General features: G+C 65.4%; 14 protein-coding genes. 7 read left to right on the plus strand and 7 right to left on the minus strand.

Annotation, left to right across the window (positions count from 1 at the left end):
- Positions 1–132: 132 nt before the first annotated feature.
- From PQ457_RS21280 to PQ457_RS21295, 4 genes are all read right to left on the minus strand, one after another.
- The gene (locus tag PQ457_RS21280) at positions 133–1080 is read right to left on the minus strand and encodes a FecR family protein (RefSeq protein ID WP_273619799.1); all 948 of its coding nucleotides are present in this window, start codon (positions 1078–1080) and stop codon (positions 133–135) included.
- Positions 1077–1673: an RNA polymerase sigma factor gene (locus PQ457_RS21285; RefSeq protein ID WP_273619800.1), complete on the minus strand. Its 597-nt coding sequence runs from the start codon at positions 1671–1673 to the stop codon at positions 1077–1079. The genes PQ457_RS21280 and PQ457_RS21285 overlap by 4 nt, the downstream gene beginning before the upstream one ends.
- Before the next feature lie 115 nt (positions 1674–1788).
- Positions 1789–2847 (minus strand): ATP-binding protein, encoded by a 1059-nt coding sequence (locus PQ457_RS21290; RefSeq protein WP_273619801.1) that lies wholly within the window; start codon positions 2845–2847, stop codon positions 1789–1791.
- On the minus strand, positions 2844–3521 hold the full coding sequence (locus tag PQ457_RS21295; RefSeq protein WP_273619802.1) for a response regulator: 678 nt from the start codon (positions 3519–3521) through the stop codon (positions 2844–2846). Before PQ457_RS21295 ends, PQ457_RS21290 begins: the two co-directional genes overlap by 4 nt.
- Before the next feature lie 102 nt (positions 3522–3623).
- Here PQ457_RS21295 and PQ457_RS21300 point away from each other — a divergent pair, with 102 nt between their 5' ends.
- The 3 genes from PQ457_RS21300 to PQ457_RS21310 are packed head-to-tail and all read left to right on the plus strand — an operon-like array spanning position 3624 to position 9250.
- Positions 3624–4748: an efflux RND transporter periplasmic adaptor subunit gene (locus PQ457_RS21300; RefSeq protein ID WP_273619803.1), complete on the plus strand. Its 1125-nt coding sequence runs from the start codon at positions 3624–3626 to the stop codon at positions 4746–4748.
- 16 nt (positions 4749–4764) lie between these two features.
- Positions 4765–7899: a multidrug efflux RND transporter permease subunit gene (locus tag PQ457_RS21305; RefSeq protein ID WP_273620425.1), complete on the plus strand. Its 3135-nt coding sequence runs from the start codon at positions 4765–4767 to the stop codon at positions 7897–7899.
- Positions 7892–9250: an efflux transporter outer membrane subunit gene (locus tag PQ457_RS21310; RefSeq protein ID WP_273619804.1), complete on the plus strand. Its 1359-nt coding sequence runs from the start codon at positions 7892–7894 to the stop codon at positions 9248–9250. The genes PQ457_RS21305 and PQ457_RS21310 overlap by 8 nt, the downstream gene beginning before the upstream one ends.
- A gap of 36 nt (positions 9251–9286) precedes the next feature.
- Here the strand turns inward: PQ457_RS21310 and PQ457_RS21315 are convergent, their stop codons facing one another.
- Positions 9287–10036, minus strand: coding sequence for a dienelactone hydrolase family protein (locus PQ457_RS21315; RefSeq protein ID WP_273619805.1), 750 nt, complete (start codon positions 10034–10036; stop codon positions 9287–9289).
- Positions 10037–10335: 299 nt separating this feature from the next.
- Between PQ457_RS21315 and PQ457_RS21320 the strand changes: the two genes are divergently transcribed.
- Complete coding sequence (locus tag PQ457_RS21320) at positions 10336–11370, plus strand: MBL fold metallo-hydrolase (protein ID WP_273619806.1); 1035 nt, start codon at positions 10336–10338, stop codon at positions 11368–11370.
- Between the two features lie 49 nt (positions 11371–11419).
- Here PQ457_RS21320 and PQ457_RS21325 read toward each other — a convergent pair whose 3' ends face one another.
- Both PQ457_RS21325 and PQ457_RS21330 read right to left on the minus strand, forming a co-directional pair.
- Positions 11420–12757, minus strand: coding sequence for an MFS transporter (locus tag PQ457_RS21325; protein ID WP_273619807.1), 1338 nt, complete (start codon positions 12755–12757; stop codon positions 11420–11422).
- A 12-nt stretch (positions 12758–12769) separates the two neighbouring features.
- The gene (locus PQ457_RS21330; protein WP_273619808.1) at positions 12770–13921 is read right to left on the minus strand and encodes an L-talarate/galactarate dehydratase; all 1152 of its coding nucleotides are present in this window, start codon (positions 13919–13921) and stop codon (positions 12770–12772) included.
- A gap of 157 nt (positions 13922–14078) precedes the next feature.
- Here PQ457_RS21330 and PQ457_RS21335 point away from each other — a divergent pair, with 157 nt between their 5' ends.
- From PQ457_RS21335 to PQ457_RS21345, 3 genes are all read left to right on the plus strand, one after another.
- Positions 14079–15347 (plus strand): glucarate dehydratase family protein, encoded by a 1269-nt coding sequence (locus tag PQ457_RS21335; protein ID WP_273619809.1) that lies wholly within the window; start codon positions 14079–14081, stop codon positions 15345–15347.
- A gap of 30 nt (positions 15348–15377) precedes the next feature.
- Positions 15378–16283: a LysR family transcriptional regulator gene (locus PQ457_RS21340; RefSeq protein WP_337958501.1), complete on the plus strand. Its 906-nt coding sequence runs from the start codon at positions 15378–15380 to the stop codon at positions 16281–16283.
- 107 nt (positions 16284–16390) lie between these two features.
- The gene (locus PQ457_RS21345; RefSeq protein WP_273619810.1) at positions 16391–17518 is read left to right on the plus strand and encodes a mannonate dehydratase; all 1128 of its coding nucleotides are present in this window, start codon (positions 16391–16393) and stop codon (positions 17516–17518) included.
- Positions 17519–17561 lie beyond the last annotated feature (43 nt).

Consider the following 17561-nt stretch of genomic DNA (forward strand, 5'->3'; position numbering starts at 1 on the left):
AAAACTCCACGCATAGTGGAATGCATCATCAATCCCTCCCGAATATCCCGCCTTCATGGCTTGCTTTTGTCAGCAGCCTTAAAGAGACATGACGAACAAAAATCCTTCGCCAAAAAATTCATGTTCCATTCATTATTGCGATTTCATCAAACGGATCACGCGTGGATCGCTCTCATCTATCCCCACATTCAGACTGGCCTTGACCGCCTCGGCAAAGCCTTGCGGATCATTGATGCGGAACAACCCGTCGAACTGTTCATCGGCCACCGCCGGGTCGGCGATGATGATCTGGCGCTGGTTATACCGGTTGAACTCGTCGGCCGCCTCGCTCAGGCTGGTGCCGTTAAGGTCGATCATCCCGCTGCGCCACGCCAGCGAACGGTCCACCGCCGAGGCCCGGTCGCTTTCATAATGGACCACCGCCGTGTCGCTCAGCAAAGCCCGCTCGCCCGCGGCCAGACGCAGGCGCAGGCTCTCGTCCTCCTCGGACCAGCTTTCCACCACGCCCTCGGTCACCAGCACCTCGACGCCCGTCTCGCGCCGCCGCACCGAAAAGGCCGTGCCCACCGCGCGGGCGCGCACCTTGCCCGCCGCCACGGTAAACGGCCGCGCGGCGTCCTTGGCCACATCAAACCATGCCTCGCCCTGCGCGATCTCAACCTCGCGGCTGCCGCGCGCCATGCGCACGGTCAGCTCGGACCCGGAATTGATCGTCATCACGCTGCCGTCGGCCAGAGGCACACGGCGGATCTCGCCAACGCGGGTGGCAAAACTGCTGCGCGCGTCCAGCCAGCGCTGCGCCCCCACCGCCGCCGCGACCGAGGCCGCCATCGCCCCCATAAACCCGCGCCGGCGCCAGAAGGCCGGCGCCGCCGGAGCCTCCTCGACAATTTCCTCCTCGGCCGCCGGAGTGGTCGCCAGCCATGCGGCATGGACCTGAAGCAGCAGCCCCTCGCGCCCCGCCCCGCCATCCAGCCAGAGCTGCAATTCGGCCTCATCGGCCTCGCTCCAGTTCTCGCCATCCATCCGCGCGACAAAGCGGGCGGCCATATCGCGGTCATGTTCGGTGGCCGGTGTCATCGCCCGCCCCCCACGCCGCGCTCGGCCTGATCCATGCGCTGGGCGCTCTGCGCCTCGGCATTGGCCCATGCCGCGCGGATGGCGCGCACGCCCACCCAGACCTGCTTTTCCACCGCCTTCTCACTCATGCCCAAATGGGCCGCGATGTCCTTTTGCGACCAACCCTCGATCTTGCGCAATTCCACCACGCGGCGGCACCTTTCGGGCAAACCGGCAATGATGGCCATCACCCGCTGGCATGTGATCCGGCTGCCCGCCTCATCCTCGGGCGAGACGATGCTCTCGTCGCGCCAGTTCTCCACCTGCTCGATCGCGTCGATCGCCACCACCTGCGCCCGCCTGATCCGGCGCAGCATCATGTGGCGCAGACTGGCCATGAAATAGGCGCGCGGCGCGGTGATGTGGTCCACCGACGGCAGGGAAACGATCTGGCAATAGGCTTCCTGCATAAGCTCATCAATATCCTCTGCCGACACTCGCGCACGGGCCAGCCATGCCCGCATACCGGCCTCATGCGGCACGATTTCGCGCGCCATCCATGCGGCCAGCATGCGCCTGCGCGCCAATGCGTTGATCACCTCGCCCTGCGTCACACCCTCCCCCTGTCGCCGGGGTTTTACCCCTTTGGCCGGATAAGAGACATGGGCGCGCAAAATCCTTCGCGCCAGAAGGAAATTATTTTGCCGCAGGAAAACCGGGCGGGCGATTTCAGGCGTTCAGCGTGATGATGAAATGCGAATGCCCGTCCTGCCAGCGATATTGCGCCGCGCCGCCATGCGCCTGGGCAATCGCCTGCACCACGGCAAGGCCAAGGCCCGATCCGGTGCGATGGTTTTCGCGCGCCGCCGTGCCGCGCGTGAACACGCTGAACAGATTGGCCCGCTGGTCCTGCGGCACACCCGGCCCCCGGTCGATCAGATGGATCGCCACGCCACGCCCCTCATGCCGGACCACCAGCCGCAAGGCGCATGGGATCGCATAATGGAGCGCATTGTCGACCAGCGCCAGCAAGGCCTGACGCAGCCGCGCCATATCCACCCTTGCCCGGATCGCCGCGCTTTCAACGCTCAGGCTGAAGCCCGCCCGCTCGACGGTGGGGGCCATCATCGCGGCCCATTCCTCAAGGCCCGCGCGCAGATCCACCTCGGCCACCTGCAATTCCAGCCGCCCGATATCGGCCAGACTGACGCAGCGCAGATCCTCGACCAGCCGCGCCAGCCCGTCCACCTGCGTCAGCAATCCGCGCAGCAGCATGTCATCCATCGCAAACACGCCGTCCGACACGCCCTGCAACCGCCCTTTGAGGATGGTGAGCGGCGTGCGCAATTCATGCGCGATCTGGGCGTTCCAACTGATCGCATCATGGGCCGCCTTTTCCAGCCGCCCGGCCATGGCGTTGAAATCCTCGACCAGCATCGCCGTCTCGCCGGGCGCCTCGAATTCCGGGGCGGCGCGGGCCGACAGGTCGCCATCGGCAATCGCCCGCGCGGCGCGGGCCACCGCATGCATCGGCTCGACGATATGGCGCGCCATACCCGCCGCGATCCACGCGCCAAGCCCGATGCCCATACATGTCACCACCCCCATGATGACCAGATCCCAGCCATTGGGCAGGGCCGAAAAGCCGGGCGGAAACAGTTTGGGCGCGCACCAGACGGCAATCGTGTAAACAATGTAAAAAACGATGAAGGAAAACAGCACCGTGGCAATCGCCACCGTCGCCATGGCCAGCGTCAGATGGCGCGAGATGTCGAATTTCACTTTCATGCGCCGCTGCTCAACCGATAGCCGACCCCGCGCACGCCCGCCGGCATCCCCGAAACCCCGGCCTCCTCCAGCTTGCGGCGCAATTTGCTGATATGGCTGTCCACCGTGCGGTCCAGCGCGTCGGATCCGGGCAGGCAGGCATCGACCAGATCACCGCGCGAAAACACCCGATGCGGATTGCGCGCCATATGCACCAACAGGCGAAACTCGGTCAGCGTCAGCAGGATTTCGCGCCCCCCGACACGGGCGATATGGCTCTCGGTGTCGATTTCCACCGGCCCCACGCGCAGCACCGCCCCGCCCCCTGCGCCCCCCGTCCGCCGCAGGATCGCGCGCAGCCGCGCCACCACCTCGACCGGGTTGAAGGGTTTGACCACATAATCATCCGCGCCGATGCGCAGCGCCTGCAATTTGTCGATATCCTGATCCAGCGCGGTGATCATGATGACCGGCGTTTCGGCCTCGCGCCGGATCTGGGCCAGCACTTCCCAGCCGTCGATATGGGGCATCCCCACATCGAGCAGCACGATATCGGGCCGCAGCGCCCGGTGCAGATCGAGCGCCACCCGCCCGTCGCCCGCATGGACCGTGCGAAACCCCTCACGCTCCAGATAGGCGCGCAGGATATCGGCAATATCGCTATCGTCTTCGGCAATCAGGGCAAGCGCTGTCATGGCCCCCATGTATCACCGCCCATTGGTATGCGGCCAGATGGCTCCACACAATCTCCACAAAACCTCCACACAAGGGCAATGCTAAAGGTGCATGGGGGTTTCATGTCAAAATATAACCTTCGCTTTGCCCTTCCCCTTTCCACTCTCCTGCTGGCCGCCTGCGGGGGCGATGGCGCGCCCACCGCGCCCCCGCCCGCCGAAGTGCTGATTACGCCCGCGCAGGACCGCCCCATCGCTCTGGCCGATGAATTGCCGGGCCGCGTGGTGGCCTTCCGCACCGCCGAGATCCGCCCGCAGGTGGGCGGCATCGTCCAGCGCCGCCTGTTCACCGAAGGCGCGATGGTGGAGGCGGGCCAGCCGCTGTTCCAGATCAACCCCGCCCCCTTCCGCGCCGATGCGGCCAGCGCGGCCGCCACGCTGGCGCGCGCCCAGGCCACCTATGCCCGCGCCCGGACGCAGGCGGACCGTTTGAAGCCGCTGGTGGGCGTCGATGCAATCAGCCGCCAGACCTTTGACGATGCCACCGTGGCGCGCGACCAGGCCGCCGCCGATGTGGCGCAGGCGCGCGCCGCGCTCGACCGGCGGCGGCTCGATCTGGGCTTTGCCCGCGTCACCTCGCCCATCGCGGGCCAGATCGGCGCGGCAACCGTAACCGAGGGCGCGCTGGTGGCCACAACCGACACCAATCCGATGGCCACGGTACAGCAGATCGACAAGGTTTATGTAGACGTGCGCCAGCCTGCGGCCCGGCTTGACGCCTTGCGCGCGGCGGTGGCCGAAGGGGCGGGCGCGGGCGCGGCCCCGGTGGAGATCATCACCGCCTCGGGCCAGCCGCATCCGGTCAAGGGCCGCCTGCTGTTTTCCGATGTCACGGTTGATCCGGGCACCGGCAATGCGGTGGTGCGCGTGCTGGTCGAAAATCCGGGCAACCGGCTCTTGCCGGGCATGTTCGTGCGGGCGCGCCTGCCGCGTCTGCGGATGCCCCATGCGATCATCGTGCCGCAACAGGCGGTGGGCCATGATGCGGCGGGCCGCGCGGTCATCCATGTCTGGAACGGCCGCGCCATCGAGGAGCGCCAGATCGAAGCGGGCGATGTGGTCGATGGCACGACCATCATCCTGAAAGGTCTGAAGGCGGGCGAGAAGGTGGTCGTGGTCGGCATGGACCGCGTGCTGCCCGGCGCGCCTGTCAAGGCGCTGCCCTGGCGCCAGCCGGCAACACGCTGAGGGAGCGCCCATCATGATCCCCCAGTTTTTCATCCAGAGACCGGTCTTTGCCTGGGTGGTGGCGATTGCCATCGCGCTGGCCGGGTTGATCGCCCTGCCCACGGTGCCGGTGGCGCGCTTCCCCTCGGTCGCGCCGCCTTCGGTGACGATCACGGCCACCTATCCCGGCGCCACGCCCCAGACGATGAATGACGGCGTGGTCGAATTGATCGAGCGCGAATTGTCGGGCACCAAACGCCTGCTCTATTTCGAGGCCAGCACCGATACCTCGGGTTCGGCCTCAATCACCGCCACGTTTCAGCCGGGCACGAACCCCGAACTGGCGTTGGTCGATGTGCAAAACCGGCTGAAGCTGATCGAGCCGCGCCTGCCCCAGACCGTGCGCCAATATGGTCTGGCGGTCGAGGTGGCCAACAGCGGGTTTCTGTTGCTGGTGGGGCTGAACTCGCCCGACGGGCGCTATGACGAGGCGGCGCTGGGCGATTATCTGGCACGCAATGTCGTCAATGAATTGAAGCGCATTCCCGGCGTGGGCCGCGTCCAGAGCTTTTCGGCGGAAAAGGCGATGCGGGTCTGGGTCGATCCGGCCAAACTGATCGCCTATGATCTGGCCATGGCCGATGTGACCGGGGCCATCGCGGCGCAGAACATCCAGATCGCGCCCGGCACACTGGGCGCCGAACCGGCGGTGCCGGGCCAGCGCGTGCTGGTGCCGTTGACCGCCAGCGGGCAATTGACCAGCCCGCAGGAATTTGAACAGATCGTGCTCAAGGCCAACACCAATGGCGGCACAGTGACGCTGGGCGATGTCGCGCGGGTCGAGGTGGGTCAGCAGAATTACATGATGTCCACCCGCGAGAACGGTCGCGCGGGGGCCTCGGCGGCGGTGCAGCTGGCGCCGGGGGCCAATGCTGTGCAGGTTTCGGATGCGGTGCGCGCGCGCATGGCCGAGATCGGCCGCGCGATGCCGGGCGGCATGGAATGGACGGTGCCCTTCGACACCGCGCCTTTCGTGCGCGTTTCCATCGAAAAGGTGCTGCACACCTTGGTCGAGGCGATGGTGCTGGTCTTTCTCGTCATGTACCTGTTTTTGCAGAACATGCGCTATACGCTGGTGCCCGCCGTGGTGGCGCCCATCGCGCTGCTGGGCACGATCGCGGTCATGTCGCTTGCGGGCTATTCGCTCAATGTGCTGACCATGTTCGGCATGGTGCTGGCCATCGGCATCATCGTGGACGACGCCATTGTCGTGGTTGAAAACGTCGAACGCATCATGGCCGAGGAAGGTCTCTCCCCCTTCGAGGCCACCAAAAAGGCGATGCGCGAGATTACCGGCGCGGTGATCGGCATCACACTGGTGCTGGTTTCGGTGTTCATCCCGATGGCCTTTGCCAGCGGCTCTGTGGGGGTGATCTATCGCCAGTTCGCCATGTCAATGGCGACCAGCATTCTGATCTCGGCCATTCTGGCGCTCTCGCTCACGCCCGCGCTTTGCGCCACGGTGTTGAAACCGATCAAGGGCCATGTGGAAAAGCCGCGCTTCTTTGCCGCGTTTGACCGGATGTTTGAACGGATGACCGATGGCTATGCCGGATGGGTCGCGCGGGTGATCCGGCGCGGCGGGCGGGCGATGGCGGCGCTGGCCGTGGTGGTGGCCTTGCTGGGCTTTGCCTTCTGGCGCCTGCCCACCGCCTTCATGCCCGAAGAGGATCAAGGCTATTACATGACCGCCTTTCAATTGCCCGCCGACGCCACCGCCGAGCGCACCCGTGAGGCTGTGAAAGTGCTGGAGCGCCACACCGCCACGCGACCCTCGACCAAAGGCAATGAGGCGATTTTGGGCTTTGGCTTTTCGGGCGCGGGGCCCAATGCGGCGATTGTCTTTACGGTCCTCAAAGACTGGGGCGAGCGCGGCGGGGCCACCGTCAAGGATGAGGTTGCCCGCACGATGGCCGCGATGAGCACCATCAAGGAAGGCATCATCATGAGCCTTGTGCCCCCCGCGATCGACGAATTGGGCAATTCCTCGGGCTTTGCCATGCGGCTGGAGGATCGCGCCGGGCGCGGGCATGACGCCTTGGTGGCCGCGCAAAACCAATTGCTGGCCCTTGCGGCGCAAAGCAAGAAGGTGGTGGGCGTCTATCCGGACGGCCTGCCTGCGGGCACCAGCATCCACCTGTCCATCGACCGGCAGAAGGCCGAGGCGCTGGGCGTGCCCTTCAACCGGATCAGCGACACGCTTTCGGCCGCGATGGGTTCGGCCTATGTCGGCGATTATCCCAATGCCGGGCGCATGCAGCAGGTGATCGTACAGGCCGATGCGGCCTATCGCATGAACCTGCCCGACATGATGCGTTTGAACCTGCGCAACAATGCAGGCTCGATGGTGCCTTTGTCCGAAGTGGTGAAGGCCGACTGGCAGCAGACCCCGCTGCAATTGGTGCGCTATAATGGCTATCCGGCGCTGCGCCTGTCGGGCATGGCCGCGCCGGGCGTATCAAGCGGCGATGCCATGGCCGAGATGGAGCAACTGGCCAAGCAATTGCCGCCCGGTTTCGCCATCGAATGGACGGGCCTGTCCTATCAGGAACAGCAATCGGGCGCGCAGGCCCCGATGCTGTTGGCTCTCTCCATGCTGGCGGTGTTTCTGGTGCTGGCCGCGATGTATGACAGTTTCGCCGTGCCTTTGGCGGTGATGCTGGTGGTGCCTTTGGGGCTGATCGGCGCGGTGTCGGCGGTGTCCTTGCGGGGCATGGCCAATGACGTGTTCTTCAAGGTGGGCCTGATCACCATCATCGGGCTTTCGGCCAAGAATGCGATCCTGATCGTCGAATTTGCCCGCCATTACCGCGAATCCGGCATGGGTCTGGTGGAAAGCGCGATGGCGGCGGCGCGGGTTCGCCTGCGCCCCATCGTGATGACCTCGCTGGCCTTCACGCTGGGCGTGGTGCCGCTGATGCTGTCCTCCGGGGCCAGCGCGGAAACGCAGTCGGCCATCGGTACGGGCGTGTTTGGCGGCATGATATCGGGCACGGTGCTGGCCGTGTTCTTTGTGCCGGTGTTCTTTGTGGTGGCGATGGGGCTGAGTGAGCGTTTGGGCTTTGGCGGCTTGCGCAGGAAAAAGACGAAGCAGGAGCAGGCCGATGCGTAAGGTTTGGATGTTGGCCTTGGCCCAAGGACTGGCCTTGGGCGGCTGCGCGGCGGAAAACGCGCCTCTGCCCAAGGCGCCGGTGCCCGCCCAATATGCGGTGACGGAAAGCCTGACCCCGCTGACATGGCGCGAATTCTTTGCCGATGCGCGGCTGCAGAGGTTGATCGCGCTGGCCTTGAACGAGAACCGCGATCTGCGGATTGCGGTTCTGAACGCGCAGGCCGCGCGCGGGGCGCTCTCCGTTGCGCGCGGTGCGCAATTGCCGACGCTTGAGGCGCAGGGCGGTTTCACCAGCGCGCAGACGGCGGGCGGCGGCTTTGGCGGCTTTCGCTATGACCAGTTCTCCGGGCAAATCGCGCTGACCAGTTTCGAGATCGACCTGTTCGGACGCCTTCGCGCGCAGAGCCGCGCGGCCTTCGACCGCTATCTGGCCAGCGAGGCCGGGCGGCGGGCCAGCGAGCTGACCGTGGTGGGGGCGGTGGCGCAGGCCTATGTGGCCGAAAGGCTGGCGCAGGAACAATGGCAACTGACATCCTCGACGCTGGCCGACTGGCGCGTCTCGCTTGATCTCACGCGGCGGCTGCATGATGCGGGCCAGGCCAGCGGCAGCGATCTGGCGCAGGCCGAAGGGCTGGTGCGGCAGGCCGAGGCCGATCTGGCCCAGCGCCAGCGCGAGCGCGAAGTGGCCGCCCATGCGCTTTCTCTGGCGGTGGGCGCGCCCTTGCCCGCCGATCTGCCCGCGCCGATCGGGCTGATGCTGGCCTCGATGCCCGATCATCTGGGGGCGGGCCTGCCCTCGGACCTGCTGACGCGGCGGCCCGACATCATGCAGGCGGAATATAATCTGCGCGCGGCGCAGGCCGACGTGAATGCCGCGCGGGCGGCCTTTTTCCCGCGCCTCTCGCTGACCGGGGCGCTGGGGGCGGTTTCTCCGGGTCTGTCGGGCCTGTTTTCCGGGGCGAACAAGGCGTGGAATTATGCGCCTGCCGTTTCGATGCCGCTGTTTCCCTATACTGCGCTGCGGGGCAATCTGGCCCAGGCCAAGGCGCAGCAGGGGATTGCCGTGGCCAACTATGAAAAGGCGATCCAGACCGCCTTTGCCGAAGTGGCCGACGGCATTTCGGCCCAGCAGACCTATGGCCCGCAGATCAAGGCGCAGGGCGCCGCCGCCGACGCTGCCGACCGGCGCGTCAACCTGTCGAAACTGCGCTATCAGGCGGGGGTGGACAGCCGCCTCGAACTGCTCGACGCCCAGCGCAGCGCCTATTCCGCGCGCCAGACGCTGCTGACCACGCGGGCGGGGGCCTTGCTGGGGATGATCGGATTGTACCGGGCGCTGGGCTCAATCTGATGGCGATGGCGGGCGGTGCGCGCCGCCCGCCCCTTATCAGTTCCGCGCAAAGGCCCGGTGATAGAGCGCCAAGGTCCACGCAAGCCCCTGAAAAAACAGGGCGGGATCATAACGGGGGCCTTCGTCGCGCAGGAATGCGTGCTGCGCGTTGACCTCGTGCCATTCATAAGTCGCGCCGACAGCTTCCAGACGATCACGAATGGCCATGCGCCCCGCGTAGGGGACATGGGGATCCTGCCGCCCCCAGACGAACATCGTCTCGGCCTTCAGTTCCGCCATGCGCGCCAGACTGTCATCCGCGCGGCCAAGGCCCAGACTGCCGGAATGAATATCGGTGGGATAAAAACAGGCCGCTGCGGACACACGCGGGTCGAGCGCCGCCCGATAGGCCAGATGCCCCCCAAGGCATACGCCAAAAGTCGCCACCCGGCCGTCGCAGGCGGGATGGTCGACAAGAGCGCTGATCCCGGCCTTTGCGTCGGCATCGTACCCCGCAAGCGGTTTGAGATATTTCAGCTCATTGCCGCGATCCGTCCCGGCCGGATCATAGGCCAGAACCGTGCCGGCAGGCTCGAACTCATGATAGACTTCGGGCACGGCAACGACATAGCCATGGCCCGCCAGAACGGCCGCCAGCCTGCGAATGGGATCGGTGACCTGATAGATCTCCGAGAACAGCAGCACGCCGGGGAAACGGCCCTCTGTCGCGGGCCGGAACATATGCATCCGCATCGTTGCGCCGCCGGGCACCGGCACGTCCATTATCTCATCGCTGCGCAGGATCATGGTATCCTCCTCTGCAAGGGGAAATGTCGATGCCCCATGCCATCTTGTCGAACAGGGCCATGGCATAAGGCGGCACCCGGCAGCCAGTCCATTTTCAAACTTTGGCATCCATACGAATGCCGGGAAATGGCGCCCGTCCGACCGCGCCTGCGCGCAACCTTCCACCCCATCGCCCCTCCATGTCGAAAGCGCATCGCATCATGCGGGCAAAACATTGGTTGCGCCCACCCCCGCGCGATAGGCCAGACATGCATTCCAAGTCCAACGCCGCACCATCCGGCCAACGAAAGGACCACCCTGTGGAGAGGACCACCTGCCGTTCCATCGCCCTGCTCGCCGCGCTTTGTGCGGGCAGCGCCGCCATCGCCCAAATGCCGCCGCGTCCCGCCAGCCCTGCCGCCTATCCGGCGCAGACGGCCTATCCCAAGGAGAACCGCGAGGCAGTGGGCCGCGAACTGGCCGCCGCGCGCAAATTGGCCGGGGCCGATCTGGAGGCCGATTTCAACTGGCGCTGTTTGATCAGCCCGCTCGACCGCGTGCAGGTGGCCGGCGTTCAGCATGACGGCCTCGTGCCCGCCACGCGCGTCTTCGACAATCTTTATTCCGTCGGCCAGAATTCCGTCTCGGCATGGGCCATCGACACGCCGCAGGGCATCATCGTGATCGACGCTCTCAACAGCCCCGATGAGGCGCGCGACATCCTCGTGCCCAATATGCAGAAGCTGGGGCTGGACCCCAAGCGCATCAAATATGTCATTCTCACCCACGGCCACGGCGACCATTGGGGCGGGGCCAAATTCCTTCAGGACACCTATGGCGCGCATGTCGTCGCCTCGGCCGCCGATTGGGGGATGATGGAAAGCCCGTCGCGCGGAGGCGGGCCTTTCGCCTCGCTGGTGCCGCCGCGCCATGACATCGAGGCCAAGGATGGCGATAGTGTAACGCTGGGCGATTTTTCGATCCGGACCTATATCACGCCGGGCCATACGCCGGGCACGCTCTCGCTGGTCTTTCCGGTGTTTGACAAAGGGGTGCGCCACAACGCGGGCCTGATGGGCGGCACCGGCGGGGGCAGCACCCCCGACGCCGCGCGCCGGCAGATCGCCTCTCTGACCCGCTGGCAGGCGATCACCAAGGCGGCGGGCGTCGATGTGCTGGTGACCAATCATCCGGTGCATATGGCCGCGACCGAGAAGGAGGCGCTGATCCGCTATGGCGCGAGCCAGGGCAACAATCCCTTCATCTACGGCATGGACAAGTACCAGCGCTATATGGGCGTGATGAGCGCCTGCAGCCGGGTGCAACTGGCCCGGATGGGCGAAGCGCCCGAATAGGCCGGGCGCGCAAACCCCCGCTCCCGAAACGCCGGGAGCGGGGGTTTTCTTATGCCTGCGCGCCGATCCGCTCGATCCTGCCGACAAGGAAGAGATAGGACAGGGCGGCGGCCAGCGCGCTGCCTGCCACCAGCATCAGGACGAGGTCAAAGGAGCCGGTTTCCTTCAGGATCCAGCCGATCAGGATCGGCGTGGTGATCGAGGAAATATTGCCGAACATATTGAAAATGCCACCCGAAAGCCCCGCACTGTCGCGCGGCGCCACATCGGCCACCACCGCCCAGCCCAGCGCCCCCACGCCCTTGCCGAAAAAGGCCAGGCTCATGAACAGCAGCACCAGCGTGTTCGAATGGACGAAATTGCAGCCAAGGATCGTCAGCGCCCCCAGCATACCCGCGACCACCGGCACCTTGCGCGCCCATGTCAGCGACACCCCGCGCCGCAGCAGCCAGTCCGACCAGATCCCGCCCAGCACCCCGCCGACAAAGCCGCAAACCGCAGGCATCGTGGCGAACAGGCCCGCCTTCATCACCGAAAGCCCGCGCTCCTGAACCAGATAGACCGGGAACCAGGTGATGAAGAAATAGGTCAGCGTATTGATGAAGAACTGGCCCGAATAGAGGCCCCAGAGTGTGGGCGTGGTCAGCAGGACGCGCATCTTGCGGCGGTTTTCGGCCTTGGCCGCCGCGCGGTCCACCTGCGGCGCGGCGACAGGATCAACCAGCGCCCCGCCCTCGATCAGCAGCCCCAGTTCGCCCGCCCCAAGGCGCGGATGGTCGCGCGGATCGCGCACCACGCGAGGCCAGAACAGCGAAGCCACCAGCCCCAGCGCGCCCATCGTCACAAACACCCAAGGCCAGCCGAAATCGGCCACGATCCATCCCATCAGCGGGGCAAAGAGCACCGTGGCGAAATATTGCGCCGCATTGAACACGGCCGAGGCCGTGCCCCGCTCGCGCGCGGGAAACCAGCTGGCCACCACGCGGGCATTGGCGGGGAAACTGGGCGCTTCGGCCAGCCCCACCAGAAAGCGCAGGGCAAAGAGCGCGCTCACCGCCGCTGTGCCGCTCAGCCAGACCACTGTGCCATGGGCCACCGTGATGATCGACCATGCGACAATCACCCAGAGATAAACGCGCGGCGCGCCAAAGCGGTCGAGCAGCCAGCCGCCCGGCACCTGCGCGATGACATAGGACCAGCCGAAAGCGGAAAAGACGATGCCCAGTTGCAGCGGGTCAATGCCCAGATCCTTGGACAGCGAAGGCGCCGCCAGCGAGAGCGCCGCGCGCACCGCATAATTGATGATGGTGACGCCAAACAGCATCGCCAGCACGCCCCAGCGCAGCCGCCCGACCTTTGCGCGCCCAATTTGAGAGACAGCCTCCATGGCCTTCGCTCCTTACCCGTGGGTGTGGTCGGTGCAGCCCTGCGCATCGATGCGGCAACTGGCCTCGGTCCACGCCCGCGCCTGATCCGACAGGGTGACACCAAGGCCGGGGCGGGTGGAGAGCATCATCCTGCCGCCCTCAAGGATCTGGCGTTCGTTGAATAAAGGGTCGAGCCAGTCGAAATGTTCAACCCATGTGCCCAGCGGATAGGTGGCCGAGACATGGACATGGATCTCCATCGCAAAATGGGGGGCCATCATCAGGCCCGCCTGCTCGGCCCGCGCGGTCACGCGCTGGAATTGGGTGATGCCGCCCACGCGCGCGGCGTCGGGCTGGATGAAATCGACCGCCCGCGCGTCGATCATGGCAAAATGTTCCGCCGCGCTCACCAGCATCTCGCCCGATGCGATGGGCGTGTCGATGGCGGCGGCCAGCGCGGCATGGCCCTCGATATCATAGGCGTCGAGCGGCTCCTCGATCCAGACAAGGCCATATTGCTCCATCGCGCGGCACATGCGCAGAGCCGTGGGGCGGTCCCATTGCTGATTGGCATCCACCATCAGCGCCACGCGCCCGTCGATCTGTTTGGCCACAGCCTCAAGGCGCGAGAGATCGACCTTGGGATCGGGATGGCCGACCTTGATCTTGATCCCGCCGATGCCGCTCTCGATGCTCTTTTCGACATTCTCCAGCACCTCGGGCAGAGGCGAGGAAAGGAAGCCGCCTGACGTGTTATAGCTGGGCACGCCATCGCGCCATGCGCCCAGCAGGCGCCCCAGAGGCAGGCCCGCACGCTTGGCCTTCAGATCCCAAAGCGCAATGTCGATGGCGGCAATCGCCTGTGTGGAAAGGCCCGAACGGCCAACCGAAGCCCCGGCCCAGACCAGCTTGTTCCACAACCGGCCAATATCGGCGGGGTTTTCCCCGATCAGGGCCTCGGCCACTTCGCGCGCATGGGCATACATGCCCGGCCCGCCCGCGCGCTTGGAATAGGAAAAGCCAAGGCCGGTGTGGCCATCCTTCGTCTCGATCTCGGCAAAGAGCATGGCCACGCGGGTCAGCGGCTTTTGGCGTCCGGTAAACACCTTGGCATCGGAAATCGGCGTGGCTAGAGGCACCCAGGCGAGGCTGAGCTTGATGGCGCAAATCGTATCGGTGGGCATGGATGTCCTCTCTGGGCCTTATCTCTTGGCCGCCATGATCGCGGGGGATCGATGCTCAATCAATCGCCAAGGCGGCATCGGTCGATAGGAAATTCGCATTGGTCTTGGGGGGCGCATGGGGCCATGCGGGTGGAAAGACCAAAATGGAGAGTGCCTGATGCAGATCACCGCGCTGCGCGTGACGCCGATTGCCTTTCGGGACCCGCCGCTGCTCAACGCCGCCGGGATCCACGAGCCCTATGCGCTGCGCTCGATCATCGAGGTCGAGGCGGGCGGTTTCACTGGCCTTGGCGAAAGCTATGGCGATGCGCCGGTGCTGGCCGCGCTGACGGCTGCCGCGCCCGATCTGGTGGGCCTGTCGATCTATGACCTCAACGGGCTGCATGACCGTCTGAGCGCCGCGCTGGCCCGCCTGCCCGCCGCGCGGGCCGGGGCCGAACTGGCGCCCGGATCGCAGCCCTCGCGCCTGCTGGGCAATTGCTTTTCCGCCTTCGAGGTCGCGCTGCTCGATCTTCAGGCCAAGGCGGCGGGCGTGCCTTTGCATGAATTGCTGGGCGGAGCGGTGCGGCGCGAGGTGCCGTTTTCGGCCTATCTCTTTTTCAAATATGCCCGCCATATCGAGCCGGAGGAAGCCCCGGACGTTTGGGGCGAGGCGATCACCCCGGAAGGCATCGTCGCGCAGGCCCGGCGGATGATCGACCTTTACGGCTTCGGCTCGATCAAGCTGAAGGCGGGCACCCTGCCCCCGGACGTTGAGGTGGCGAGCATCGAGGCGCTCTCGCGCGCCTTTCCCGGCCTGCCGCTGCGGATTGATCCCAATGGGGCATGGGCGATGGAAACGGCGCAAAAGGCAGCGGAAAAGCTGGGGCCTTTGATCGAATATTACGAAGACCCAGTGGCGGGCCATGACGATATGGCAGAATTGCACCGCAAGACCGGCCTGCCGCTGGCCACCAACATGATCGTCATCGACTTTCCCGGTCTGCGCGAGAGCGTGGCAAAGAATTCGGTGCAGATCGTGCTGTCGGACCATCACTATTGGGGGGGCCTGCGCGCTACGCAACATCTGGCCGCGATGTGCGACACCTTTGGCCTTGGCCTCTCGATGCACTCCAATTCGCATCTGGGCATCAGCCTGATGGCGATGACTCATCTGGCCGCGACCACCCGTAACCTCACCTATGCCTGCGACACGCATTATCCGTGGGTGGAGGAGGATGACGAGGTGATTGCTGGCGGCAAAATCCCCATCACCGGCGGCTGTGTGCGCATCACCGACGCGCCCGGCATCGGCGTCGAACTGGACCGGCAAAGGCTGGCGCGCGCCCATGCCATGTTCAACCGCATCACCATCCGCACCCGCGATGACTTGGGCCAGATGCGGAAATATGATAAGACTTTCAGCGGGAAAAAACCAAGATATTGAATATGTCGCGCGACCGGCCCCGCCCGTCGCATGACGGGGGGAGAGGCCTTGTTTGAACTGATCCAGTTGCGCTGCTTTGTGGCCGTGGCCGAGGAGCTGCATTTTGGCCGCGCCGCCGCTCGCCTCAACATGACCCAGCCGCCGCTTTCGCGTCATATTCAGGTGCTCGAACGGGTGATGAAGGTGCCGCTCTTCTACCGCTCCAGCCGAACCGTGAAGCTGACAGCGGCGGGTTCGGCCTTTCTGGTCGAGGCGCGGCGCGTGGTTCAACTGGCCGACAGCGCGGTGGCCACCGCGCGCGCGGCGGCCGAGGGGCGGCACGGGCTGGTCAGCCTGGGCTTTACCGCCGCTTCGGGCTATTCCTTCCTGCCGCGTTTCATCGCCAATGTGCAGAAAATCCTGCCCGATGTGCGCTTTGTCCTGAAAGAAATGGTCAGCGACGAACAGGTCGAGAGCCTGCTCTCGGGCCGGATCGATCTGGGGTTCCTGCGCCCGCCGGTGCGCCATCCCGCGATGGTCTCGCAGGAAGTGCTGCGCGAACGCTTCATCATCTGCTCGCCCGCCAGTGTGCCGGAGGAGGAGCGCCCGCGCCGTCTGGCCGATTTCGACCGCCTGCCCTTCATCACCTATGCGCCCGACAAGGCGCGCTATTTCCACGATCTGCTGGCGGGCCTTTTCGCGGGCGCACGGGCCGAGCCGCGTTTCGTGCAATATCTGGCCCAGATCCACACCGCGCTGATGCTGGTGGGGGCCGGGCATGGCTATGCGCTGGTGCCCGAAAGCTCGCGGCGGCTGCATCCGGACGGTGTGGTCTTTTCCGAACTGGAAGATGGCGAGCCGATTGTCGAATTGCAGGCCACATGGCGGCGCGATGCGGACAATCCGGCGCTGTTGGCGCTGGTGCCGCGCTTGATGGAACTGTGCGGGGCGGATTGATGCCGATCCATTGATGCCGGGGCGGCATGGACCAATCCTGACACGCGATTGGCCGAATGCGCCTCGCTCGGGTTAGGCTCTCCCTAAACCATAACAGGGAGAGAGCCATGGAAAGGCGTGATTTTCTGACCACTATCGGGGCCGGCATCGGTGCAACTGCGCTGGCCGGCGCCGCGCCGCCCATGGCGCAGGCGGCGGGGCGCAGGTCTGCGGCCCCCAAGCGCCCCGCGCTGAAAATGAAGCTGGGTTGCCAAAGCGGCCCGGCCAGCGACGACCACTTCGCCTTCCTTGCCCGCTATGGCGTCACCCATGTGGCGGCGCGGGCGAAATCGGCCGAAGGGGCGCTTTATTCGACGGCCGATGAGGTCAAGGCCCTGCGCGATCTGGCCGAGAAGCATAAGTTGACGCTTTCGATTCTCGATCCGCTGCTGTTGCCTTCCAGCCATATCGACCGGGAAAAGAACCCCGGCATCATGCTGGCGACCAGCCCGGAACGCGAGCGCGAATTGGAGGCGTTTCAGAACCAGATCCGCGCCTGCGCGGCGGCGGGCGTGCCCTGCATCAAATATAATATGAGCCTGCTGGGCGTGATCCGCACCGGGCGGGTGCAGGGGCGCGGCGATGCCGTGTTCTCCGAATATGACGCGGCCAGGCTGGACCCGGCCAAGCCCCTGACCCGCGCAGGCATGGTGGGCGAGGATGCGTTCTGGGAGCGGATCACATGGTTTCTCGACCATGTCGTGCCGGTGGCCAATGAGTATAAAATCCGCATCGCCTGCCATCCTCAGGACCCCGGCACCCCACCGCAGGGCTATCAGGGCATCCACCGCGTGCTGGGCACCATCGAGGGGATGAAACGCTTCATCTCCATCCGTGAGAGCGCCTATCACGGCCTCAATTTCTGTCAGGGGACGGTGAGCGAGAACCTGCCGCATCCGGCAGAACAGATCTTTGACGTGATCCGCTATTTCGGCAGCCGCAAGAAGATCTTCAACGTCCATTTCCGCAACATCGTGGGCGGGCGCGGCCATTTCCGCGAGGCTTTCCCCGATGAGGGCGATGTCGATCTCTATCGCGCGCTGCTGACCTATGCCGAGGTGGGCTATGACGGGATGCTGATGCCCGACCATGTGCCGATCATCCCCGGCCACCCCGAGGCCGAGGGCGAGAGTTTCGCCTTTGCCTATGGCCATATTCGCGGGCTGATGCAGGCGGCGGCGCATTATTCGGGGTAAAAAGCAGGCCAAAAAAACAGGAGAGAGCCGGGTGGATGGCTCC

The sequence above is a fragment of the Novosphingobium humi genome (genome assembly GCF_028607105.1).
Classification (GTDB): Bacteria; Pseudomonadota; Alphaproteobacteria; order Sphingomonadales; family Sphingomonadaceae; genus Novosphingobium; species Novosphingobium humi.

What these genes read in the sequence shown, in the direction of transcription:
- PQ457_RS21295 (WP_273619802.1), bottom strand. Translation starts at nt 3,521, where the DNA reads ATGACAGCGCTTGCCCTGATTGCCGAAGACGATAGCGATATTGCCGAT.
- PQ457_RS21300 (WP_273619803.1), top strand. Translation starts at nt 3,624, where the DNA reads ATGTCAAAATATAACCTTCGCTTTGCCCTTCCCCTTTCCACTCTCCTG.
- PQ457_RS21290 (WP_273619801.1), bottom strand. Translation starts at nt 2,847, where the DNA reads ATGAAAGTGAAATTCGACATCTCGCGCCATCTGACGCTGGCCATGGCG.
- PQ457_RS21340 (WP_337958501.1), top strand. Translation starts at nt 15,378, where the DNA reads ATGACGGGGGGAGAGGCCTTGTTTGAACTGATCCAGTTGCGCTGCTTT.
- PQ457_RS21330 (WP_273619808.1), bottom strand. Translation starts at nt 13,921, where the DNA reads ATGCCCACCGATACGATTTGCGCCATCAAGCTCAGCCTCGCCTGGGTG.
- PQ457_RS21345 (WP_273619810.1), top strand. Translation starts at nt 16,391, where the DNA reads ATGGAAAGGCGTGATTTTCTGACCACTATCGGGGCCGGCATCGGTGCA.
- PQ457_RS21335 (WP_273619809.1), top strand. Translation starts at nt 14,079, where the DNA reads ATGCAGATCACCGCGCTGCGCGTGACGCCGATTGCCTTTCGGGACCCG.
- PQ457_RS21310 (WP_273619804.1), top strand. Translation starts at nt 7,892, where the DNA reads ATGCGTAAGGTTTGGATGTTGGCCTTGGCCCAAGGACTGGCCTTGGGC.
- PQ457_RS21325 (WP_273619807.1), bottom strand. Translation starts at nt 12,757, where the DNA reads ATGGAGGCTGTCTCTCAAATTGGGCGCGCAAAGGTCGGGCGGCTGCGC.
- PQ457_RS21315 (WP_273619805.1), bottom strand. Translation starts at nt 10,036, where the DNA reads ATGATCCTGCGCAGCGATGAGATAATGGACGTGCCGGTGCCCGGCGGC.
- PQ457_RS21280 (WP_273619799.1), bottom strand. Translation starts at nt 1,080, where the DNA reads ATGACACCGGCCACCGAACATGACCGCGATATGGCCGCCCGCTTTGTC.